The 21,896-nt window shown below is 69.4% G+C and carries 21 protein-coding genes and 1 pseudogene; 10 read left to right on the forward strand and 12 right to left on the reverse strand.

The window, feature by feature from the left end; translation table 11 throughout:
* Positions 1–73: 73 nt before the first annotated feature.
* The 3 genes from OCL97_RS09800 to folK all read right to left on the reverse strand — a co-directional run bounded on the left by OCL97_RS09800 (position 74) and on the right by folK (position 3,298).
* Positions 74–2,242 (reverse strand): RelA/SpoT family protein, encoded by a 2,169-nt coding sequence (locus tag OCL97_RS09800; RefSeq protein ID WP_377369741.1) that lies wholly within the window; start codon positions 2,240–2,242, stop codon positions 74–76.
* A 95-nt stretch (positions 2,243–2,337) separates the two neighbouring features.
* Positions 2,338–2,697 carry a DNA-directed RNA polymerase subunit omega gene (rpoZ, locus tag OCL97_RS09805; protein WP_215340105.1) on the reverse strand — a complete coding sequence of 120 codons (360 nt, stop codon included), beginning with the start codon at positions 2,695–2,697 and terminating at the stop codon, positions 2,338–2,340.
* Between the two features lie 73 nt (positions 2,698–2,770).
* The gene (folK, locus tag OCL97_RS09810; protein ID WP_377369743.1) at positions 2,771–3,298 is read right to left on the reverse strand and encodes a 2-amino-4-hydroxy-6-hydroxymethyldihydropteridine diphosphokinase; all 528 of its coding nucleotides are present in this window, start codon (positions 3,296–3,298) and stop codon (positions 2,771–2,773) included.
* A gap of 35 nt (positions 3,299–3,333) precedes the next feature.
* Here folK and OCL97_RS09815 point away from each other — a divergent pair, with 35 nt between their 5' ends.
* Together OCL97_RS09815 and OCL97_RS09820 are read left to right on the forward strand one after the other, a co-directional pair.
* On the forward strand, positions 3,334–3,927 hold the full coding sequence (locus tag OCL97_RS09815; protein WP_215340093.1) for a LabA-like NYN domain-containing protein: 594 nt from the start codon (positions 3,334–3,336) through the stop codon (positions 3,925–3,927).
* Positions 3,927–4,574 carry a uracil-DNA glycosylase gene (locus OCL97_RS09820; protein WP_377369745.1) on the forward strand — a complete coding sequence of 216 codons (648 nt, stop codon included), beginning with the start codon at positions 3,927–3,929 and terminating at the stop codon, positions 4,572–4,574. The genes OCL97_RS09815 and OCL97_RS09820 overlap by 1 nt, the downstream gene beginning before the upstream one ends.
* Here OCL97_RS09820 and OCL97_RS09825 read toward each other — a convergent pair.
* The 3 genes from OCL97_RS09825 to dapA are packed head-to-tail and all read right to left on the reverse strand — an operon-like array spanning position 4,571 to position 6,659.
* Positions 4,571–5,320 (reverse strand): GNAT family N-acetyltransferase, encoded by a 750-nt coding sequence (locus OCL97_RS09825; protein ID WP_377369747.1) that lies wholly within the window; start codon positions 5,318–5,320, stop codon positions 4,571–4,573. The genes OCL97_RS09820 and OCL97_RS09825 overlap by 4 nt on opposite strands.
* Positions 5,320–5,775: an SsrA-binding protein SmpB gene (gene smpB / locus OCL97_RS09830; protein ID WP_304774373.1), complete on the reverse strand. Its 456-nt coding sequence runs from the start codon at positions 5,773–5,775 to the stop codon at positions 5,320–5,322. Before smpB ends, OCL97_RS09825 begins: the two co-directional genes overlap by 1 nt.
* A complete protein-coding gene (gene dapA, locus OCL97_RS09835; protein WP_377369749.1) occupies positions 5,775–6,659 on the reverse strand; it encodes a 4-hydroxy-tetrahydrodipicolinate synthase in 885 nt (294 codons plus the stop codon). Before dapA ends, smpB begins: the two co-directional genes overlap by 1 nt.
* Before the next feature lie 129 nt (positions 6,660–6,788).
* Here dapA and OCL97_RS09840 point away from each other — a divergent pair, with 129 nt between their 5' ends.
* Positions 6,789–8,936, forward strand: a complete 2,148-nt coding sequence (locus OCL97_RS09840) for a lytic transglycosylase domain-containing protein (protein WP_377369751.1) — start codon at positions 6,789–6,791, stop codon at positions 8,934–8,936.
* Here the strand turns inward: OCL97_RS09840 and OCL97_RS09845 are convergent.
* Genes OCL97_RS09845 through OCL97_RS09865 form a run of 5 tightly spaced genes read right to left on the reverse strand, consistent with a single transcriptional unit; the run spans position 8,933 to position 12,594 of the window.
* Positions 8,933–9,448: a hypothetical protein gene (locus OCL97_RS09845; RefSeq protein WP_377369753.1), complete on the reverse strand. Its 516-nt coding sequence runs from the start codon at positions 9,446–9,448 to the stop codon at positions 8,933–8,935. The genes OCL97_RS09840 and OCL97_RS09845 overlap by 4 nt on opposite strands.
* Positions 9,445–10,206, reverse strand: coding sequence for an ABC transporter ATP-binding protein (locus OCL97_RS09850; protein ID WP_377369755.1), 762 nt, complete (start codon positions 10,204–10,206; stop codon positions 9,445–9,447). The genes OCL97_RS09845 and OCL97_RS09850 overlap by 4 nt, the downstream gene beginning before the upstream one ends.
* The gene (locus OCL97_RS09855) at positions 10,203–11,180 is read right to left on the reverse strand and encodes a FecCD family ABC transporter permease (protein ID WP_377369757.1); all 978 of its coding nucleotides are present in this window, start codon (positions 11,178–11,180) and stop codon (positions 10,203–10,205) included. The genes OCL97_RS09850 and OCL97_RS09855 overlap by 4 nt, the downstream gene beginning before the upstream one ends.
* Positions 11,177–11,938, reverse strand: coding sequence for an ABC transporter substrate-binding protein (locus OCL97_RS09860; protein ID WP_377369759.1), 762 nt, complete (start codon positions 11,936–11,938; stop codon positions 11,177–11,179). The genes OCL97_RS09855 and OCL97_RS09860 overlap by 4 nt, the downstream gene beginning before the upstream one ends.
* A gap of 26 nt (positions 11,939–11,964) precedes the next feature.
* Positions 11,965–12,594 carry a TetR/AcrR family transcriptional regulator gene (locus OCL97_RS09865; RefSeq protein WP_305337803.1) on the reverse strand — a complete coding sequence of 210 codons (630 nt, stop codon included), beginning with the start codon at positions 12,592–12,594 and terminating at the stop codon, positions 11,965–11,967.
* A gap of 181 nt (positions 12,595–12,775) precedes the next feature.
* On the opposite strand from OCL97_RS09865, the gene OCL97_RS09870 reads away from it, so the two are divergent.
* The gene (locus OCL97_RS09870; protein WP_377369761.1) at positions 12,776–13,678 is read left to right on the forward strand and encodes a class I SAM-dependent methyltransferase; all 903 of its coding nucleotides are present in this window, start codon (positions 12,776–12,778) and stop codon (positions 13,676–13,678) included.
* The gene (locus OCL97_RS09875) at positions 13,675–14,466 is read left to right on the forward strand and encodes a TrmH family RNA methyltransferase (RefSeq protein ID WP_377369763.1); all 792 of its coding nucleotides are present in this window, start codon (positions 13,675–13,677) and stop codon (positions 14,464–14,466) included. The genes OCL97_RS09870 and OCL97_RS09875 overlap by 4 nt, the downstream gene beginning before the upstream one ends.
* Before the next feature lie 6 nt (positions 14,467–14,472).
* On the opposite strand, the pseudogene hrpB reads toward OCL97_RS09875, so the two are convergent.
* Positions 14,473–16,919 (reverse strand): annotated as a pseudogene (gene hrpB, locus OCL97_RS09880) (ATP-dependent helicase HrpB).
* Between the two features lie 126 nt (positions 16,920–17,045).
* Here hrpB and OCL97_RS09885 point away from each other — a divergent pair.
* The 5 genes from OCL97_RS09885 (at position 17,046) to OCL97_RS09905 (ending at position 21,890) form a co-directional block, all read left to right on the forward strand.
* On the forward strand, positions 17,046–18,572 hold the full coding sequence (locus OCL97_RS09885) for an amino acid permease (RefSeq protein ID WP_377369765.1): 1,527 nt from the start codon (positions 17,046–17,048) through the stop codon (positions 18,570–18,572).
* A 69-nt stretch (positions 18,573–18,641) separates the two neighbouring features.
* Complete coding sequence (locus tag OCL97_RS09890) at positions 18,642–19,313, forward strand: MBL fold metallo-hydrolase (protein WP_305337192.1); 672 nt, start codon at positions 18,642–18,644, stop codon at positions 19,311–19,313.
* Between the two features lie 64 nt (positions 19,314–19,377).
* On the forward strand, positions 19,378–20,109 hold the full coding sequence (locus tag OCL97_RS09895) for a response regulator (RefSeq protein ID WP_304774349.1): 732 nt from the start codon (positions 19,378–19,380) through the stop codon (positions 20,107–20,109).
* Positions 20,106–21,467, forward strand: coding sequence for a sensor histidine kinase (locus OCL97_RS09900; protein WP_377369768.1), 1,362 nt, complete (start codon positions 20,106–20,108; stop codon positions 21,465–21,467). The genes OCL97_RS09895 and OCL97_RS09900 overlap by 4 nt, the downstream gene beginning before the upstream one ends.
* 156 nt (positions 21,468–21,623) lie before the next feature.
* Complete coding sequence (locus tag OCL97_RS09905; RefSeq protein ID WP_377369770.1) at positions 21,624–21,890, forward strand: con-10 family general stress protein; 267 nt, start codon at positions 21,624–21,626, stop codon at positions 21,888–21,890.
* The last annotated feature ends 6 nt before the right edge of the window (positions 21,891–21,896 follow it).

Here is a 21,896-nt window from a genome sequence, read left to right on the forward strand (position 1 = left end):
GGACATGCTCTAGATTCAAGAAGATAGACCCTTTTTATCCGATCAGGTTGATTCAACCTGATCCGGAAAGGGTCTAGCCCTTCGCCCGCTCCACCGTCTCGACGGCGGGGTTGGCGCGCAGGGCGGCGCCGATGTGGGTGAGGTGGCGAGCGTCCTTCACCTCGACATCGAAATCGACGTCGAAGAAGTCGGCGTGGCGGCGGTGCATGCGCAGGTTGACGATGTTGCCGCCCGCCTCGCCGATCACCGTGCAGGCCTGGCCCAGCACGCCCGGCGCATTGCGGATGGTGGCGGTGAGGCGCGACAGGGTGACGGTGTTCCGCTCGGCCTCGGGCGTCCATTGCAGGTCGCGCCAGAGGTCTTCCTTGTCCTCGTATTCCGCCAGCTTGGCGCAATCGATGGTGTGAACCGTCAGGCCCCCGCCGTCAGGCTCGATGATGCCGACGATGCGGTCGCCGGGCACCGGGGTGCAGCACTGGCCGAAATGCAGGGAGACGCCCGCGGTCAGGCCGCCGCCGCGCACATAGAGGCGGGCGGCCTTGCCACCCTCGATCCGCCGCACGGCGGTGGCCGCCTCGCGGTCCGACGCCTTCAGGCCCGGGAAGATCACGTCCAGCACCTGGGTCGGCGAGATGCGGCCGCGGCCGACGATCTCGAACAGGTCGTCCTCGATGGCGACGGCGAAGCGTTCCAGGGCGGGCTTCAGGGAGACGTCCTTGCGGGCCTTGCCGGCGCGCTCGAAGGTCTGGTCCACGGTGGCGCGGCCCAGGCGGGTGAACTCTTCCTTCTCCGTCTGGCGGATATGGCGGCGGATGGCCGAGCGGGCCCGGCCGGTGACCGTCAGGGAGCGCCAGTCGGGGGGCACGACGGGTTTGGCCCCGCGGATCACCTCGACCACATCTCCATTCTGAAGAGTCGTCCGTAAGGGCTTGAGTTCACCGTTGATCTTCACGCCGATGCAGGTGTCGCCCACGTCGGTGTGGACGGCATAGGCGAAGTCGAGCGGCATCGCGCCTCGGGGGAGGCTGACCAACTTGCCCTTCGGCGTGAAGACAAAGGCCTGGTCGAGATACATCTCGAGCTTGGCGTGCTCCACCAGCTCCTCGACGTCGCCGCCGTGCTCCAGCACCTGGACCAGATGGCGCAGGTTGAGCAGCGGATCGCGGCCGCCGGCGTCGGCCTGGGCCTCGGCGTCGAAGCCGTAGGACTTGTCCTTGTATCGCCAGTGGGCGGCCACGCCCTCCTCCGCCACCCGGTCCATGGCCTCGGTGCGGATCTGCATCTCGATGCGCATCCCCCGCGGCCCAACCACGGTGGTGTGGATCGAGCGGTAGTTGTTGCGCTTCGGCGTGGAGATGAAGTCCTTGAACCGCTCGGGCACGCTGGGCCAGGCGCGGTGGATGACGCCGAGGGCGCGGTAGCAGTCCTCCTCGGAGTCCACGATCACCCGGAAGGCGTAGATGTCGGAGAGCTGGGAGAAGCCAATCGACTTGCGCTGCAGCTTTCGCCAGATGGAATAGGGGTTCTTCTCGCGGCCGAAGACCCGGGCCGAAAGACCACCGACCTCCAGCTTGGCGGCGATTTCCGCCGAGACCACGGCGACGGCCCCGCCCTGCTCGATGCGCAGCGCCTCCAGCCGGCGGCCGATGGCGTCGCGGGCCACCGGATTGAGGTGCTCGAAGGCCAGCTCCTCCAGCTCCGAACAGATGCGGTGACAGCCGATGGAGCGGGCGAGCGGGGCGTAGATGTCCAGGGTTTCTCGGGCGATCCGCTCACGCTTGGCCGGGCTCTTGATGTAGTGCAGCGTCCGCATGTTGTGCAGGCGGTCGGCCAGCTTGACCATCAGGACGCGGACGTCCTTGGAAATGGCCAGGATGAACTTGCGCAGGTTCTCGGCCTGCTTGGTGTGCTCGCTGTTGAGCTCCAGCTTGGTGAGCTTGGTGACCCCCTCGACCAGTTCGCTGATCTCGGCGCCGAACAGGTCGGTGATGTCCTGGGCGCTGACCGGCGTGTCCTCGATCACGTCGTGCAGCAGGGCCGTGACGATGGTCGCGGTGTCCAGCCGGTAGTCGGTGAGGATGCCCGCCACCTCGATGGGGTGGGCGAAATAGGGGTCGCCGGAGGCACGCTTCTGGGAGCCATGCATGCGCATGGCATAGACATAGGCGCGGTTCAGGATCGCCTCGTCGGCGGTCGGATCGTAGGAGCGGACCTTCTCGATCAGCTCATACTGACGGAGCATGCGCGGGGGCCGAGTTGGACTCGGCGGCGCAATCTTCTGGTCGACGGCGGGGTCAGGCGCCGCCGTAAGCGTGAGGGGTTCTGCGCCTTCCGGGCTCAGTACCGCTCCTCCTGACCGCCATCGCGGTCGCTCTGCAGGGCGCGAACCAGTTCCAGCTCGCTCATCTGCATGTGGGTCGGATCGGCCAGCAGGGCGAGGGTTTCGGCCTCTTCCTCGGCTTCCGAGCGCTCGTCGACGCGCTGCAGGGTCCCGATCAGGGTCTCGCGCAGTTCCTCGGCGTCCACCACGTCATCAGCGATTTCACGCAGGGAGACGACGGGGTTCTTGTCGTTGTCGCGATCGACCAGGATGGCCGAGCCGGCCGAAATGGCGCGGGCCCGGTGGGCCGCCAGCAGCACAAGGCTGAAGCGGTTCGGAACTCGTTCGATGCAATCTTCGACGGTGACGCGGGCCATGGAATCCTCAAGTCGCGAGTAGAACCGAACAAAATAGAGGGTTTGACGGCGTTGTGCAACGCCGCATGCCGCGTCAGACCGGCTGGTTTCGCGCCTTTTTCGAGGCGGGGCGCGCATCCAGGCCCACCGTGGCGGCCGCCGCCAGGTCCCGCGCGGTCTTTCCAAGGGTCGGATGGCGCCACCCCGGCGCGATCTCGGCCAGCGGCCCCATGACGAAAAGCCGCTCATGGGCGCGGGGATGGGGCAGCACGAGATCCTCCGCCGCCAGAGCGGCCCGGCCATGAGCGATCAGGTCGAGATCCAGGGTGCGAGGTGCGTTCTTCTCGCTCCGCACGCGACCAAACTCGGCCTCGATTGAAAAAAGGGTATGCAGAGCTTGCAGCGGAGCCAGCTTCGTCTCGACAAGCGCGACGCCGTTGCGATACTCGTTGGCGGTCGGGTCCGGCCAGGCGGCAGAGCTCCACCAGGACGACCGGGCGACCACAGGCAATCCCGCCTGGGCGAAACGAGCGAGCGCCGCCTCAAGAAGAGCTTCGGACGAACCATAGTCGCCGGCCATATTACCGCCCAGCGCGACGATGACGGCCCCGTCCAGGTCCATGCGCCCCCCGCCCCCTTTTTGGATTTCCGATCCCAATGACATTTTACCCCACGGACAGGCTGGCGCTCTTCATCGACGGCGCGAACCTGTATTCGGCCGCCAAGGGGCTCGGCTTCGATATCGACTATCGCAAGCTGCTGGAAGAGTTCCGCACGCGCGGCGTCCTGGTGCGCGCCTACTACTACACCGCCCTGGTGGAGGATCAGGAGTATTCGCCGATCCGCCCGCTGGTGGACTGGCTGGACTATAATGGCTTCCGCCTGGTGACGAAGCCGGCCCGGGAATACACCGACGCCCAGGGACGCAAGCGCTGGCGCGGCGACATGGATGTCGAGATCGCCGTCGACATGCTGGAAATGGCCGCCCACGCCGACCACCTGGTGCTGTTCTCTGGCGACGGCGACTTCCGTTGTCTGGTGGAAGCAGTCCAGCGCAAGGGCGCGCGGGTGACCGTGGTCTCCACCGTGAAGTCCCAGCCGCCGATGGCCAGCGACGACCTGCGCCGCCAGGCCGACCACTTCATCGACCTGTCCGATCTGGCCGATATCATCGGCCGGCCCTCGCGCCTGCCGCGCTTCATCCAGGAAAGCCGCACCGGGGCTGACCGCGAGGCGGACGCCGAGGCCTGATGCCCATTGCGACCGCCGTGGCCGAGCCGCCACGGGACTGCCCGCTCTGTCCGCGCCTGGTGGCCTATCGGATGGCCAACGGCGCCGAGCATCCCGACTGGTGGAACGGCCCCGCCCCCTCCTTCGGCGACGAGAACGCGCGCCTGCTGGTGGCGGGCCTGGCGCCCGGCCGCACAGGCGCCAACCGCACGGGCCGCCCCTTCACCGGCGATGGCGCCGGGGTGATGCTGTACGAGACCCTGTTGAAGACGGGGTTCGCGAAGGGCGTCTATCAGGCGCGGCCTGACGACGGCCTCGAGCTCGTCGACTGCATGATCACCAATGCGGTCCGCTGCGCCCCGCCGTTGAACAAGCCCGAGACCAGCGAGGAGAACACCTGCCGTCCGTTCCTGACCGCGCGGCTGGCCGCCCTGCCCCGCCTGAAGGTGATCATCACCCTGGGGGACGTGTCGCGGCGCAATGTGCTGAAGGCGGTTGGGCTCAAGCCGTCCGCCGGCCCGCCGGGCCATGGGACCGAGTTCCAGGCCGGGCCCTATGTGATCCTCAACAGCTATCACTGCTCACGTCTGAACACGAACACCGGGCGGCTGACCGGGGAGATGTTCGAGGCGGTGTTCCGGCGCGCCCGCGAGCTGATCGACAGCTAGGCGGGCCGGCTCCAGTAGAGATAGCGCCAGGCCTGCTCGAAGCCGGCCCGGCGATACAGCGCCCGGGCGGGCGTGTTCTTCTCCTCCACCTGCAGGAAGGCGCGGTCGATTCCGCGGGCCAGGGCCTCCCCCGCCAGCCCCGCCAGAACGCGCCCGGCCAGGCCCTCCCCGCGGCGGCTCAGATCGGTGCGCATGCCATGGAAGCTGACCCAGCCGTGGCCGAAGGATCCGCAGCCGACCGCGACGGTCTTGTCCCCGTCCCGCACCATGCCGAACCGGCCGCCGGGCGCACGACTCAGCGCCTTGACCCGATAGGCGCCGTCGACGGGATCAAACCCCTCCCCCAGGAAGACGGCCGCCCAGGCCTCGTCAGGGCGTTCGGCGATCTCGGCGGGGGGGCGATCGGTAACGGCGGTGACGGCGGCGGTCGCCGAGATCTTCACCAGGGTCGGCTGCTCGCAGGCGTAGCCGCGGCGGATCAGTTCGGCGCGAATCTGTTCCAGGCCCGGGCCGTCGGCGACACGGAAAGCCGGCTTCAGGCCGCGCCCGGCATAGGCTTGCTCGATACGGTCGAAGACGGCGCTGTCGGCCGGCAGGTCGTGGCGCAAGGGTACGGCGCTGGCCGCGCGGCGGATGGAGCCAGGATCGAGGCCCACCAGCCAGCCTTCGATCTCCAGCACTTCCTCTGGCGCGACGGCGGCCAGGGTTGCGCGTTCGATAGTTTCGACCTGGCCGGCCTCGACCATCAGCCCCGGTCGCGCAGCAGGCGCGCCTTGTCCCGCTGCCAGTCGCGGTCAGCTGTGGCCTGGCGCTTGTCGTGGTTCTGCTTGCCCTTGGCGAGCGCGATCTCGAGCTTGGCGAGGCCCTTTTCGTTCCAATAGAGCTTCATCGGAATGAGGGTGCGGCCCTCGCGCTGCACGGCGCCGATCAGCTTCTCGATCTGCTTCTTGTGCAGCAGCAGCTTCCGGTGCCGGCGGGGCTCGTGGTTGAAGCGGTTGGCCTGGCCATAGGGCGGGATGTCGGCGTTGATCAGCACGATGTCCCGGCCTTCGACCGAGGCGTAGGACTCCGCGATATTGGCGCGGCCCACGCGCAGGGACTTCACCTCGGTGCCGGTCAGCATGATGCCCGCCTCGAAGGTCTCTTCCAGGAAGTAGTCGTATCGCGCGCGGCGGTTCTCGGCGATCAGCTTGCCGGCCATCAGATCAGTCCGGTTTCCCGCAGCGCTGCGAGAACCTCGTGGCGGGCGGCGTCCGAACAGGCGGTGATCGGCAGGCGAACGTCTTCCTGACAGAGGCCCAAATGCGCCATGGCGAACTTGGTGGGGGCCGGCGAGGCGTCGGAAAACAGCGACTTGTGCAACAGCAGAAGGCGGTCCTGCCAGTAGAGGGCGGTCTTCCAGTCCTCGGCCATCGCGGCGTTGTAGAAGGCGGCGCAAAGGTCCGGCGCGACGTTGGAGGTCACCGAGATGCAGCCGTGTCCGCCGTGGGCCATGTAGCCGAGGGCCGTGGGATCATCACCTGACAGCATCACCCAGTCGGGGCCGCACAACAGGCGCTGCATCGTGGCCCGGGTCATGTCGCCGGTGGCGTCCTTGACCCCGACGATATTGGGCAGCTTGGAGAGCCGGCCCAGGGTGGCGTCGGCGATGTCGATGCTGGTGCGGCCGGGCACGTTGTAGACCAGGACCGGAAGCTGCACCGCCTCGTTGATCGCCGCGTAGTGGGCATAGAGGCCCTCCTGGCTCGGACGATTGTAGTAGGGGGTCACCACCAGGGCGGCATGGGCCCCGACGGTCTTGGCGTGGTGAACCAGTTCGATGGCCTCGGCCGTCGAATTGGAGCCCGCGCCGGCGATAATCGGCACGCGCCCGGCGGCGGTGGCGACGCACAGTTCCACAACCCGACGGTGTTCGTCGTGGCTCAGGGTGGCGGTTTCGCCTGTGGTGCCAACGGGCACCAGCCCGTGGACACCGCCCGCGATCTGGCGCTCGACAAGGGCGACAAAGGCCTGCTCATCGACTGCGCCGTCGCGAAACGGCGTCACGAGGGCCGGCATAACGCCCTTGAACAAAGGTTCGGACATGGTCTGCAAAAAGCCGTGAAAGCGAGGCCAGATGTTGCGGCCTCAAGATTTGGCCGGACAATATGGCGGGCAGGCCCTAAGCCGCAACCAGACTTGTTCCGTATTTCGATGGATCCGGAGATATTCGTTTTGGCGTCAAAGGCCCGCAAGGCACTCTTCACCGCAGCCGCCGCTGTTCTGCTGACCGGCGTGGCCGAGGCGCAACAGCCGACGCAGGGGCCCGCGCCCTATGAGGGCCCGCCTCCGCCCATTGAGCTGACCCAGACCCAGCCGACAGCCTACCGCCGCGGATTGTCGGACGCCGACGGCGCGGCGCTGCGCAGCGCGCTGGACAGCGCCAAGCGGGCCGACGTGACCGGCGCGCGCACCGCGATCGCGATGATCAACGACCCCATCGCCAAGAAGATCGCCATCTGGGCGATGGCCGATTCCGCTGCTGACTCCCTGAGTTTCTTCGAGATCGACCAAGCGCGCCGTGACCTGGCCGGCTGGCCGCGCGCCTCGCGCCGGCAAGTGGCGGCCGAGAAGCTGCTGGAGACCGGCGGCCTCAGCCCGCAGCGGGTCATCGACTGGTTCGGTGGCGCCGACCCGACCACCGCCGAGGGCGCCATGGCCCTGGCCTCGGCCTATCGCGCCACGGGGCGCAACAAGGAGGCCGCCGCCCTTATCCGCAAGACCTGGCGCAACGACCTGTTCGAGGCCGACCCGCAGCGGTCGATGCTGGCGCGGTTCGGAGACGTCCTGACCCCCGACGACCACATCCGCCGCGCCGACGTCATCCTGTTCGGCAGCCAGGGACCGGCGGCCCGGGACATGATCCCCCTGCTGCCCGCCGACCAGGCGCAGCTGGCCCAGGCGCGCATGGCGCTGCGTCAGAATTCCGCCAACGCCAACGCCCTGGTGAACAGCCTGCCGGCCAGCGTCTCCAACTCCTCGGGCCTGGCCTTCGAGCGGGCCGCCTATATGCGGCGTCGGGGCATGGACCAGGTGGCGCTGGGCCTGGTGCGCAACTTCCCCACCGAGATCGCCTTCCCCGAGATGGGCGCGCGCATCTGGGACGAGCGCTACCAGCTGGTGATCACCTCGCTGCGCAACGGCGACTCCCAGGGCGCCTACCTGGCCGCCGCCAACACCGGCCTGACCGAGGGCGCCGACGCCGCCGAGGCGGAGTTCTACGCCGGCTGGATCGCCCTGACCCGTCTCAAGCGTCCCCAGGACGCCGACCGGCACTTCGCCGCCATCGAGAAGATCGGCTCGTCTCCCATCACCCGCGCCAGGGCCCTCTACTGGCGGGGCCGGGCGGCGGAGGCCAGCGGCCAGCAGGACCGCGCCCAGGGCTTCTACGGCGCGGCGGCCAAGCACAATACGACCTTCTACGGCCAGCTGGCCGGGGAGAAGGTCGGCGGCCACAGGCTGAACCTGGGTCGCGACCCCACCATCACCCAGTCCGACCGCAACCGCTTCGAGGGCCGGGACGCCGTGCGCGCCGCGCGCATGCTGTACGAGATTGGCAACAAGGACCTGTTCAAGACCTTCGTCCTGACCCTGGACGACGTGCTGCCGACTGCCGAGGAAGAGGCGTTGCTGGTGGATATGGTCCGCGGCTATGGCGACATCGACACCGGCATGAAGGTGGTGCGGGCCGCCGCCCAGCGCGGCTTCATCCTGCCCGAGCGCGGCTATCCCATGCGCTCCACCCCAAACCTTGCAAACGCCCCTGAACCGGCCCTCATCCTCGGCATCACCCGCCAGGAGAGCGGCTTTGATCCGCTGATCCGATCGGGCGCGGGGGCGCGGGGCATGATGCAGCTGATGCCGGGCACCGCCTCCGCCACCGCCCGCCGCCTCGGCGTCGGCTACTCGCTGGGGATGCTGGACGACCCCGACTACAATATGCGTCTGGGCACGACCTATCTGGGCCAGATGGTGGACAACTTCTCAGGCTCCTACCCCATGGCCATCGCCGCCTACAACGCCGGACCCGGACGGCCTGCGAGCTGGACGGCCTTCTGCGGCGACCCGCGTGGCGCGACCACCGATCCGATAGACTTCATCGAGTGCATCCCGTTCTCCGAGACCCGCAACTATGTGATGCGGGTCATGGAGGGCATGCTGGTCTACCGCGCGCGCCTCAATGGGGGCGTGACGCCCATCACCCTTTCGGCGGACCTCAAGCGCGGCGGATACGGGATGGGTTATACGCCCTCAGGCACGGTACAGACCCAGTACGCTGTCCCGACCCAGGCCGGCGGCGGAATGCAGCCGATCCCCAACTAGGGCTCATTGACCCAGGCTTCGATCAGGGGCGCGACGAGCTCGACGTCCTCGTAGCGATGATCATCGCCGGGGATTTCCCGGGCGGTGCAGAGGGGATGCCTGGCCACAATAGCGGCGAGGTCGCGATAGGCGCCGTTGTAGTTCGCGGTCTGCTGGATGAAGAGCGTGGGCACCGCTGCGCAGTGGGCTTCCAGCAGAGGGATCCATCCCTCCGGAATGAACCGCGCCAGCGGGGTCGCCAGGAAGACGCAGGCCTGGGGCGCGAAGCCATGCCGATCGCCCGCCAACATGACGATCAGGTTTCCGATCGACTTGGAAATGACCAGGTCCGCGCCGCTTTCGCTCACCGCCTGAGCGTCCGGCGAGATATCGGGATTGCTGACGTCGGCACGGTCCCAGAAGCTATGGGGTCGCACGACGGCCTCCGTCTGGCCGATCTCCAGGCGGTCGATCAAGGCCTGCATCTGGCCCAGGGTCTCCGGCTTGCGGCCGGGCAGTCCGAGCACCTTCATGACCGATGTCTCCGCGCGGCGAGGGTCAGGCCTGCCGAGGTTTCTTCCAATCCGCCGTCCAGCCCGAAGACCTCGCGCAGGACTTGGGGCGTCAGGGCGTCCCGAGGCGCGGCGTCGGCGACGATGCGGCCCTGCCCCACCACCACCAGCCGGTCGCAGGCCCGAGCGGCGAGGCCCAGGTCGTGCAGGGTCAGGACCACGGCGGCGCCCCGCGCGGCCTCCTCGCGGAAGAGATCGAGAGACAGCAGCTGTGCGTCGGGGTCGAGGCCCGCGGCAGGCTCGTCGGCCACCAGCAGGGGTGCGGCGGTGGCCAGCAGCCGGGCCAGGAGCACCCTCGCCCGCTCGCCGCCCGAGAGATCAAGCACGCCGCGCTCGGCCAGCGACGAGAGGCCGACCCGGGCCAGGGCTTCCAGGGCCGCTGTCCGCGCCAGGGCCGGCGGCTTCAGCGCCGCCCCCAGGCTGGCGATGCGCCAGGCTGGCAGGTTCCAGCCGACGCGGCGCTCCTGGGGCAGGTAGCCGGCCAGGGCCGCGCGGGTGGCGTCATCCAGGCTGGTCACGTCGCGCCCTGCCAGCTCGGCGCGCCCCGAGGCCAGCCTCGCCAGGCCGAGGGCGGCGCGTAGCAGGGTGGTCTTGCCTGCGCCATTGGGGCCTACGACGCCCACCACCTCGCCGGCCCGGACGTTGAGGCTGGCGCCAGTGAGCACCGGGGTCTGGCCACGCCGCACGGTGGCGTCATGCAGGGAAAGCACCGGGCTCATGCGCGCCAGCTCCGGGCGGCGCGCCAGGCGATCAGGGCGAAGAGCGGCGCGCCGAACAGGGCGGTGACGACGCCGAGCTTGAGTTCCTGGTCGGTGGGGATCAGGCGCGCGGCGATGTCGGCGGCGGCGAGCAGGATCGCGCCGGCCAGGGCCGAGGGCGCCAGGGCCTTGCCGGGATCGGCGCCGGCCCCGGCGCGTACCAGGTGCGGCGCGGCCAGACCCACGAAGCCGATGATGCCCGCCATGGCCACGGCGGCGCCGGTCAGCAGCGAGGCGCCGGCGACGGCGGCGGCGCGCAGGCGACCCATTGGCAGGCCGGACATGGCGGCGGTCTCTTCCCCCAGGGTCAGCATCACCAGGCCTCGGGCCGCGTAGACGCACAGCGCGGCGCCCAGGGTCATGGGCGCGAGTTCCCAGCCGATGTCGCCCCAGCTGCGGTTGGCCACCGACCCCATGAGCCACGACAGGATCTCGGCCGTTGTGACCGGTGACGGCGACAGGTTGAAGATCAGGGAGGTGAGCGCGCCGGCGAAGGCCGAGAGCGCCACACCGAACAGGATCAAGGTCTCCGGCTCACGAAAGCGCGCGGCCAGGGCGGTGAGCAGCAGGCCGGTGGCGAGAGCGGCGACCAGGGCTGCGGCTTCCGTCCCGCCAGGAATGGCGGCGAGACCTAGGGCGATGGCGAGCGACGCGCCAAGCCCCGCCCCGGCCGAGACCCCCAGCACCCCGGGATCGGCCAGGGGATTGCGCAGCAGGCCCTGCATGACCGCACCGGCCAGGCCCAGCGCCCCGCCGACCACGGCGGCGGCCACGACGCGGGGCGCGCGGATGGCCCAGAGGATTTCGCCGGGGCCGGAAGCCGGGTCGCGGAAGGCCTGGGCGTACTGGAGGCCGCTAAGGGACGTCTCTCCCAGCAGCAGGCCCAGGGCGAGCAGGACCAGCAGCGCGGCGATCAGAACCAGGTTCAGCCTCATCGCGGCGCCCTGGCGGCCAGGATCTCCACCGCCTCCGCGGCCGAAGGGTCGGGGCAGCCCAGCATCGAGCCGGGAAGACTGGCGATGGTGCGTCCCGCGGCGACCCGGCGCATCACCCCATGACGGCCCAGACCCCAGCGGTTGTTGGCCAGCATGAAGTCGTCGAAGAACCCCAGCACCAGGGCGCGCGGCGGACTCAGCGCCAACTGTTCCAAGGAGACCGGCTGGAAGCCCGGGCCTGGTGGGACCGGTGTCAGGCCGGCGGACTTCAGGATCTGATGCACCAGGGTCCCCTCCCCGCCGGTGAAGCCGCCCGGGGTGACATAGAGCGCCGTGGCCCCGCGCCAGGCGCCGGCGGAACGGTCCAGCCGGGCGTCCATGCGAGCGATCACGGCCTCGCCCTGGGCCCTGCGGTCCATGGCGGAGGCCACCCGGCGGACATTGGCCCGCACCCCGCCAAAGTCCGAGGCGTCTTCGATCGTCACCACGCGGGCGCCGCGCTTCTCAAGCTGGGCCAGGAAGCGGGGATCACCGCCCCAGTAGCGGACCACGAGATCGGGTTTGGCCGAGAGGGCTGATTCCAGGGTCGTACGGCGCTGCGGGAGGCCGCGGGCCAGGTCCCGCAGACGGGAATCCGGGTCGTCGGCCCGGGTGGAGAGCCCGACGATGGCGGCACGTGGGCTGAGCGCCAGGACGTACTGGTCGGCGCATTGATCCAGGGAGAGGACCCGAGGCGCGGCCTGAGCTGCGCCCGCCAAGCCCAGGGCCGCGACGAGTGCGGCGATCAGTCGATGACGAGACCGTGCATAAGGCCGTCCAGGGTGACCTGGATCACCTCGTCCACCGGCGCCCAGTCGAAGTTCGGGCGGCCGATCATCAGGGCCACCACGCCGTGACAGGCGGCCCAGAGCGCCTGGGCCGCGCTGTCGCCGGTGCCGGTCCGCAGCCGTCCCTCGGCCGCGATCTCGCGCACCGCGCCGCTGAAGATTTCGTAGCATCGCGCGCTCATGTCCGCCGTGCCTTCGTGCCAGATGGTCGATACGGGGTGAACCCCGGCGAACACAAGCAGATAGGCGTTCGGGTGCTCGAAACCCCAGCGCATATAGGAATCCAGCATCTGCTTGACGCGGGTGACGGCGTCCAGCGGCTTGGCGGCGATGGCGGCGTTGCGTTCCAGGAGCTGGATGATGGTCCGCTCACAAATTTCCAGCAGAATCGCGCCCTTGTCGGGGAAGTGCATATAGAGCGCGGTGGACGAGACCCCGACCTCGTCGGCGATCTTGCGGATGGTGGCGCCCTCATAGCCCTGAGCCACGAAGATACGTTCCGCGGCCTCGAGGATTTCCGCCCTGCGAAGGTGGCCATCGCCCTTGGGCTTGCGCGCCGAGCGCCTCGTGGTCACTGCTGTCGTCACGGGAATCCTTTCGTCATCCGAACAGCTTGCAGCGGAAAGCAAAAGCCCACCCCGCGCAAGTCAGACCTGTAACAATGCGGCATCACGGCCTCGTGCGCCATACCGAGCCTTCCATACCGCGGACCCCAACAGGCCACCGCCCGACTGGACGCCGCGAGGCCGGAACGGGTAAGGCCAAGGCATGAGCAAGCCTGCCCCCACCGTGGCCGAAGCCCCCGGCGTCATGCGCACCACCGGCTGGGCCGACTACGCCCTGCTGGACTCAGGCAATGGGCGAAAGCTGGAGCGCTACGGACGCTATTCTGTTGTCCGGCCCGAGCCGCAGTGCCTGTGGACGCCTTCGCTCGGCGAGGATGTCTGGGCCAACGCCGACGCGGTGTTTGATCCGACCGACGAGGAGGACGCCGGCCGCTGGCGGTTCCGCGAGCAGCCGAAGGACACCTGGCCGCTGTCCTGGCGGGAGGTCAGCTTCAAGGCCCGCTTCACCGCCTTCCGACACCTGGCCTTCTTCCCCGAGCAGGCCGCGAACTGGGCGTGGCTGGACGAGAAGGTGCGCGCCGCAGAAGGCCAGCCCAAGGTATTGAACCTGTTCGGTTATACCGGTGTCGCCAGCCTGGTCTGCGCGGCGGCCGGCGCTGCGGTGACCCATGTCGACGCCTCGAAGAAGGCCATTGGCTGGGCGCGCGAGAACGCCGAGGCCTCGGGCCTCGCGGACAAGCCGATCCGCTGGATCTGCGAGGACGCCCGCCGCTACGTTCAACGCGAGGTGCGGCGCGGCTCGAAGTACGAGGGCATCATCCTCGACCCGCCGAAATACGGCCGCGGGCCGGACGGCGAGGTCTGGAAACTCTTTGAGAACCTGCCTGAGCTTTCGACCCTATGTGCTGAACTTCTTTCGGATAAGGCCGAATTCCTGCTGCTGAACGCCTATGCCGAGCGAATCTCCGGCGCAGCGCTCGCCGGGCTGCTCTCGGAGAAGCTGAAGGATCGGGGCGGCGCCATCGAGTGGGGCGAACTGGCCCTGGTGCAGCAGGACGGCGCGCGGCAGATCGGCATGTCCTTCTACGCCCGGTGGGCGCCGTGAGCGACCGCACCGTCACCTCCCTGACCAATCCGACAGTCAAGGCGGTCCGCGCCCTGCACCTGCGAAAGGCGCGCGACGAGACCGGCCTCTTCGTGGCCGAGGGGCTGAAGATCGTCACTGAAGCCGTGGAAACCGGCCACGCCCCGGCGATCCTGATGTACGGCGCCGAGGCGAACGGCCACCCCCTGCTCCGCCAGGCCATCACCGCCACGCGCGCTGGCGGCGGTGAGGTCATCGAAGTCACGCCGGAAATCCTCGCCAAGGTGTCGCGCCGCGACAATCCGCAGGCGGTGGTCGGCGTGTTCCACCAGGTGTTCATGCCGCTGGAGGCGCTCGCCCCTTCGACCGCGCCCTGCTTCGTCGCCCTGCACCGGGTGCGCGACCCGGGCAACCTGGGGACCATCGTGCGCACGGCCGACGCGGCGGGCTGCGGGGCGGTGATCCTGGTGGGCGAATGCTGCGATCCGTTCTCGGTGGAGGCCGTGCGGGCCACCATGGGCTCCATCTTCGCCGTGCCGATCGTGCGGGCCACCGAAGACGCCTTCACCGACTGGCGCGCCAAGTGGCCTGGCTCGGTGATCGGCACCCTGCTGACCGCCACCGTCGCCCACCACGAGGCGACCTACGCCAAGCCGGCCCTGGTCTTCATGGGCAACGAGCAACAGGGCCTGACGCCGGAGATGGCCGCCCTGTGCGACGTCAACGTCAAGATCCCCATGCGCGGCCGGGCAGACAGCCTGAACCTGTCGGTGGCCACCGGGGTGATGATCTATGCGGCCACGGCCTAGCCGCGGTCAGGTCCCGCGGGGCTTGGCCCGGGCGGTCGGCGCGGTGTTGGCCGGGTCCTCGGGCCAGACATGCTTGGGGTAGCGGCCGCGCATGTCGGAGCGCACATCCTTCCACGAGCCTTTCCAGAAGCCGGGCAGGTCCTTGGTGGTCTGGACCGGGCGATGGCCGGGGGATAGCAGGGACAGGGTGAGCGGGACGCCGCCGGCGACGGTGGGATGCTGTGTCAGGCCAAACACCTCCTGGACCCGAACATCCACGCGGGGGCCGCCCTCTGCGGTGTAGTCGATGGTGAAGGCGTTGCCGGTCGGCGCCGTCCAGCGCAGGGGCGCGGCGGCGTCGAGGCGGCGCTGCTGGTCCCAGGGAATCAAGGATCGCAAGGCCCCGTCCAGGGCGTCGGGCTTCAGGGCGGCCAGGGAGCGGAGGCCGGGCAGCAGGGGCGTGAGCCAGTCGTCCAGCTTGTCGAGGAGCGAGGCGTCCGAGAGGTCGGGCCAATCGCCGCCGCCCGCGCGCAGGAAGCCGACGCGCGCCCTGAGGGCCTCGGCGGCCGAGCCCCAGGTGAGGACGCTCAAACCTTCGTTGCGCACCCGATCGGCCAAGGCCGCGGCGATCAGTTTCGGGTCCGGATTCTCGTCGATCTGTTCGCGCAGGGTCAGGCGGCCGAGGCGGGTGATCTGCTTGGCGCGCAGGCGCCCCGCCCCGCTCTCCTCCAGCCGGCTCTCGACGACGAGATGGTCGGCGAAGGCCGCGATCAGCTCGACCTCGTCCAACGGGGCGGCCAGCAGGATGCGGTCGCGACGGTCGCCGCCCCCCAGTTCGGCGATGGCCAGCCACTTCTCCCTGGCCAGGGCGTCCGTGGGCTCGACAAAGGCCCCGCGGCCGCTGACCAGCTGGAACTCGCCGGTGGGGCCTCGCGCCTTGGCGATGCGCTCCGGGTAGGCGAAGGCCAGGAGCAGGCCGTCCTCGAGGGGCTCGCCCTTCCCGGCTCGCCCCGCCATGCCGGCCCAGCGGTCAGCCAGGGCCTTGGCGTCGCGGGCGCGCGGCGAGCGATCGCGCTCGAAGCTCTCCAGCCGGTGGCGCAGGTCGGCGTCGCGGCCGCCGAGGTTGCGCTCGGTGACCAGGGCGGCGATGCGCGCGGCTCGGTGCGCCTGGCCGGTCTGCGCGGCCTTGAGGATCATGTGGGCCAGCCGGGGCGCCAAGGGCATTCCGCTCAAAGCCTCGCCGTGCGGCGTCAGGACGCCGTCCTCGGTCAGGGCTTCCAGGCGGCGCAGCAGGGTGCGGGCCTCTGAGAACGCGGCGGCGGGCGGGGCGTCCAGGAAGGCCATGGCCCCCACGTCCTTGGCCCCCCAGCGGGCGAGGTCGAGAGCCAGGCCCGAAAGGTCGGCGTCCAGGATCTCCGGATCGGCGAAGGCCGGCAAGGCGCGGGTCTCGGCCTCGTCCCAGAGGCGGTAGGCGACGCCGGGCTCGGTGCGGCCGGCGCGGCCCCGGCGCGGCCCCGGCGCTGGTCGGCGGCGGCGCGGCTGACGCGGACTGTCGCCAGGCGGGTCAGGCCGCTGGCCGGGTCAAAACGCGGCACGCGGGCGACGCCAGAGTCGATCACCACGCGGACCCCCTCGATGGTCAGGCTGGTCTCGGCGATGGAGGTGGCCAGGACGACCTTGCGCACGCCCGACGGCGCCGGGGAAATGGCGCGGTCCTGCTCGGCGGGGTCGAGGGCGCCATAGAGCGGGGCGATCAGCACGTCGGGCCTGCGGACCCGCTCGGTCAGCAGGTCGGCGGTCCGGCGGATCTCGCCCTGGCCTGGCAGGAAGACCAGGATGCTACCGGTTTCCTCGGCGAGCGCCCGCTCGACGGCGCGGACCGCGCGGTCCTCCAGGCGCTGGCGGTCGTCGCGGCCGAGATAGCGGGTGTCGACGGGATAGGCCCGGCCCTGGCTCTCCACCACGGGGGCGTCCAGCAGGCGAGCGACCGACGCGCCGTCCAAGGTCGCCGACATCACCAGCAGCCGCAGGTCGTCGCGCAGCAGGCCCTGGGCGTCGCGGGCCAGGGCCAGGGCCAGGTCAGCGTCCAGGCTGCGTTCGTGGAACTCGTCGAAGATGACCAGGCCCACGCCCTCCAGCGTGGGGTCGCCGAGAATCATGCGGCTGAACACCCCCTCGGTGACCACCTCGATGCGGGTCCGGGCCGAGACCCGAGACTGCATGCGCACCCGGTAGCCGACGGTCTCGCCGACACGCTCGCCCAGCGTCTTGGCCATGCGGTCGGCGGCGGCGCGGGCCGCCAGGCGGCGGGGCTCCAGCATGATGATCTTGGCGCCGGCCAGCCAGGGCGCGTCCAGCAGGCGCAGGGGGACCAGCGTCGTCTTGCCCGCCCCGGGCGGCGCCACCAGGACGGCCGAGGTGTTTTCCACCAGCGCCGCCTGCAAGGCAGGCAGGATTTCCTCAACAGGCAGCATGCAGGGGGTCTATCCGCGCCCAGGGGCCGCGCCAAGCCTTGCCGCTTGACCGCCGGGTGAGCAGACCGCAGGTTCCGCGCAAGCTTAATTCGCGCGGCGGGGGGCCCGCCGCGATTGGGAGGGAACATGTGGCGTGTAAAGCCGCTCGACGCGATCCTCGCGACCGCTGAGAAGAAATCACTGCATCGATCCCTGGGGGCGTTCCAGCTGACCATGCTGGGCATCGGGGCCATTATCGGCACCGGCATCTTCGTCCTCACCGCCGAGGCCGCCCAGAAGGCGGGCCCCGGCATGATCGCGGCCTTCATCATCGCAGGCTTCGTCTGCGCGGTGGCCGCCCTTTGCTACTCCGAGATGTCGGCCATGGTGCCGGTCTCAGGCTCCGCCTACACCTACAGCTACGCCGTCATGGGCGAGATGATAGCGTGGATGGTCGGCTGGGCGTTGATCCTGGAATACGCCGTCGCCGCCGGCGCGGTCTCGGTGGGCTGGTCGGGCTATGTGGTCGGCCTGATCGAGAACGCCTTCGCGATCGACATCCCCAACGCCCTGGTGCTGGGACCGATGGATGGCGGGATCGTCAACCTGCCCGCCGCCGGCGTCGCCCTGCTGGTGACCTGGCTGCTGGTGATCGGCACCCGGGAATCGGCGGCCGTAAACGCCGTCCTGGTGCTGGTGAAGGTCTCCGCCCTGACCCTCTTCTGTGTCCTGGCCCTGCCGGTGATGAAGATGGAAAACTTCACCCCCTTCGCCCCTCTGGGGTTCTCGGGGGTGGCGGCGGCAGCGGCCTCGATCTTCTTCGCCTATGTGGGCTTCGACGCCGTCTCCACGGCTGCCGAGGAAACCAAGAACCCCCAGCGCAACATGCCCATCGGGCTCATCGGCTCGCTTGCGGTCTGCACCCTCTTCTACATCCTGGTGGCGTCGGGCGTGATCGGCACGGTGGGCGCCCAACCGGTGATGGACGCCGCCGGCGTCGGCCTGCGCCCTGGTAGCCCCGAGCTGACCGCGGCCTGTCAGTCGCTGGCTGACACCCACGTGGTGTGCTCCAAGGAGGCTCTCGCCTGGACCCTGCGGGAGATCGGCTGGGTCCAGATCGGGAACCTGCTCGGCCTCGCCGCCGGCCTGGCCCTGCCCTCGGTGATCCTGATGATGATGTTCGGTCAGACCCGCATCTTCTTCGTGATGAGCCGTGACGGACTGCTGCCCTCGGGCCTGTCCAAGATTCACCCGAAGTTCCATACCCCCCACGTGATCACCATCATCACCGGGGTCTGCGTCTCGGCCTTCGCGGCCTTCTTCCCGGTCGGGGTGCTGGCCGATATCTCCAACTCCGGCACCCTGTTCGCCTTCGCCATGGTGGCGATCGCGGTGATGGTGCTGCGAAAGACCGATCCCGGACGGAAGCGTCCGTTCCGCACACCGTTGGTCTGGATTGTGGCGCCCGTCGCGATCCTCGGATGCGCCTTCCTGTTCTTCAGCCTCGGGACGGACACCAAGCTGATGTTCCTGATCTGGGCGGCGATCGGGCTGGTGGTCTATTTCGCCTACGGCTTCCGCAACAGCCATCTGGGCCGCGGGATCATTGACGTGCCTGAACTGGCGGCTGACGCGCCGCCGGACTCGGTGCCCCCGATGCCCGGCGCGCAGTAGCGACAAGGAGAGGCCCGGGATCGCATCCCGGGCCTTTTCATATCCGGCCCAAACGCCGATGCTGGGGCCATGTCCGAGCAGGCCTCCCCAATCCGCGCGATCATCGCCCCGGTCACCCCGCTGGCGCAGAACTGCACCATCGTGTGGTGCGTGAAGACCAGGAAGGCCGCGATCATCGATCCGGGCGGCGAGGTGCCGCGTCTGCTGGCGGCGCTGCAGGCTCATGACCTGACCCTCGAGAAGATCTGGATCACCCACGGCCACCTCGACCACGCCGGCGGCACGGCGGCCCTCAAGGCGATCACCGGAGTCCCCATCGAGGGGCCGCACCGGGACGACGCCTTCTGGATCGACCAGATGGAGGCCAGCGGGGCCAAGTGGGGCATGCCCGAGGCCAAGGGCTTCACCCCGGACCGCTGGCTGGAGGATGGCGACACTGTCACTCTCGGGGAGACGAGTTTCGAGGTCTATCACTGCCCGGGCCACACACCGGGCCACGTGGTGTTCTTCCACCGCGAGGCGCGCTTCGCCCAGGTGGGCGATGTGCTGTTCCAGGGCTCGATCGGCCGCACCGACTTTCCGCGCGGCGATTTTCAGCAACTGATCGCCTCGATCACCGGCAAGCTCTGGCCGCTCGGCGACGACGTGGCCTTCGTTTCAGGCCACGGGCCCATGTCGCGGTTTGGCGTTGAGCGAAAGACCAATGGCTATGTCGCCGACGATGTCCTGGCCGCGAATTGAGGCTGGTTGATGCAGTTTCAGCCGTGAAATCTGTACGTTACGGGAAGGGCTGAAAATGGCGCGAATGGAACCCAGCACCGAACAGGTCCCCGCGACGGCCCGAATCCTGATGGTCGATGACGATCCGGGCATCCTCGACGTCGTCTCCGATTTCCTGGGCAAGCACGGCTACCTCGTCGAGACGGCCGGGGACGCTCGCGAGATGGAGCAGGCGCTGGAACGCGGCCCTGTCGACCTGATCGTGCTCGACGTCATGCTGCCCGGCGAGGACGGGCTGTCCATCGCCCGGAGGCTCAGCGGCGAGGGTCCCCCCATCATCATGCTGTCGGCGATGGGCGAGGACACAGACCGCATTGTGGGCCTGGAGCTGGGCGCCGACGACTACCTGGCCAAGCCCTGCAATCCTCGGGAACTCCTGGCCCGGGTCCGCGCCGTGCTGCGCCGGGCCGAGCAGCGCGGCCAGGCCAACAGCATCGGCGCGGGCTGCGAATTCGCGGGCTGGCGGCTCGATCTGGTCCGCCGCGAGCTGCGTTCGCCGCCGGGCGTGGTGGTGAACCTGTCCTCGGGCGAGTTCTCCCTGCTGCGCGCCTTTGTGGAGCGGCCGCAGCGGGTGCTGACCCGCGACCAGCTGCTCGATTTCGCCCGAGGCCCCGCTTCCGACGCCTTCGACCGCGCCATCGACGTGCAGATAAGCCGCCTGCGCCGCAAGCTCGACGACGGCGGCGGGGGCACCGACCTGATCCGCACGATCCGCAACGAAGGCTACATGTTCACCGCCAAGGTGAAGCGGGTATGACCCCGCCCTGGTCGGGCCGGCCGACCGCGTCGCTGTTCGCCCGCCTGCTGACCCTGATCGGCATCACCCTGGTGGCCTCGCAGGCGATCATCCTGGCGATGATCTTCATCCTGCCGCCGCCGGCCCCGGACTTCTACCGGCTGAGCGAGGTGGCTCAGACCTTCAAGGGCCGCCCCCCCGGCCTGATCGAACGGCGGCCGCTGGAACTGAAGATCGTCGACCGCGCCTCCTCCCCCACCATGGAAGGCCGCATGGTGCCCAAGATGCGCGCCGAGCTCGCCCGGGAGCTGGGAGTCGCCACCAGCCAGGTGGTCTTCACGGCTCCGTCGCGCCTGCCCGTCTCGGACCGCCGCGTCTTCCGCATCATCCGCGACCGCATCGCCCGCGATGGCGGCGAGCAGGAGGATCACTTCCTGATCGCGCCGTTCGAGGTCACGGTGCAGCGGGCCGATGGCCGTTGGGACATGGTCCGCCCGGCACCCCGCCTGGGGCTGGGGCTCGACCCCTGGCAAATTCGCATCGTGCTGTGGCTTCTCCTGTCGGGCGTTCTGCTGGCGCCGGTGGCCTACATCTTCGCGCGGCGGCTGGCCCACCCCTTCCAGTTGTTCGCGGAGGCCGCCGAGCAGCTGGGCCGCGACCCGAGAGGCGCCCGCCTGCCGGTCTCCCTGAAGGGAACAGCCGAGATCAATGTCGCGGTCACCGCCTTCAATGACATGCAGGATCGGCTGCGCCGCTATGTGGAGGACCGCACCGCCATGGTGGGCGCCATCGCCCACGACCTGCGCACCCCCCTCACCCGCCTTCGCTTCCGGATCGAGAACGTACCCGAGGAGAGCCGCGCCAAGATGGCGGGTGATCTGGACCAGATGGAGGAGATGATCTCCGCGGCCCTGACCTTCGTTCGCGACGCCAGCGGCCCCGCAGAGCGCACGCCCCTGGAACTGTCCTCCCTGCTGGAGAGCGTCTGCGACGAGATGGCCGAGACCGGCAGCGACACCCAGGTGGCGCGTGGCGACAAGGTGATCATCGAAGGCGACCCGGTGGCCCTGCGCCGCCTGTTCACCAACCTGCTGGAGAACGCCGTGAAGTTCGGCGGCCGGGCCCGCGCGCGGGTCTATCGCGATGCGACCAGCGCCTATGTGGAGATCGAGGACGACGGCCCCGGTATTCCCATCGAAGACGCCGAGCGGGTGTTCGAGCCCTTCTATCGCCGCGAACCTTCCCGCAGCCGGCAGACGGGCGGCATCGGACTGGGCCTGGCGGTGGTGCGCTCCGTCGCCCGCGGCCATGGCGGCGATGTGGTGATGCTCAACCGCGATGGCGGCGGACTGACGGCGCGGGTGCAACTGCCGCTTTAATCGGTGTGCGTCGCCGAGCGTCCGCCGGCCCGCGCGCCCCGTCGCCTGGGCCTCCGACGGCCTAGCAATCTGATTCGTTTGGATGAATACGACCGGCCGACAACTTTCCGCGCAACCTCTGCGGCGCCTTGAGGGTTTGTCTGAGCGTAACCGTAGTTGATGCAGCCCCCCGCATCTCCTCAAGGCACGCACAGTAGGAGCAACCCCATGGACCTCGATCCCAACGCCAAGCCGAAGTCCCGTCGCGGATTCGCCGCCATGAACCCCGAGCGCCGGCGCGAGATCGCTCGCAAGGGCGGCGCCAGCGTGCCGGGCGAAAAACGCAGCTTCGCCAAGGACCGCGACCTCGCGGCCTCGGCCGGCCGCAAGGGCGGAGAATCCTCCCGCGGCGGCGGTCGGACTCGCGGACCGCTCGAAGACTGAGCGCCC

This window comes from Phenylobacterium ferrooxidans, from assembly GCF_042714595.1.
In the GTDB taxonomy this organism is placed as follows: domain Bacteria; phylum Pseudomonadota; class Alphaproteobacteria; order Caulobacterales; family Caulobacteraceae; genus Phenylobacterium; species Phenylobacterium ferrooxidans.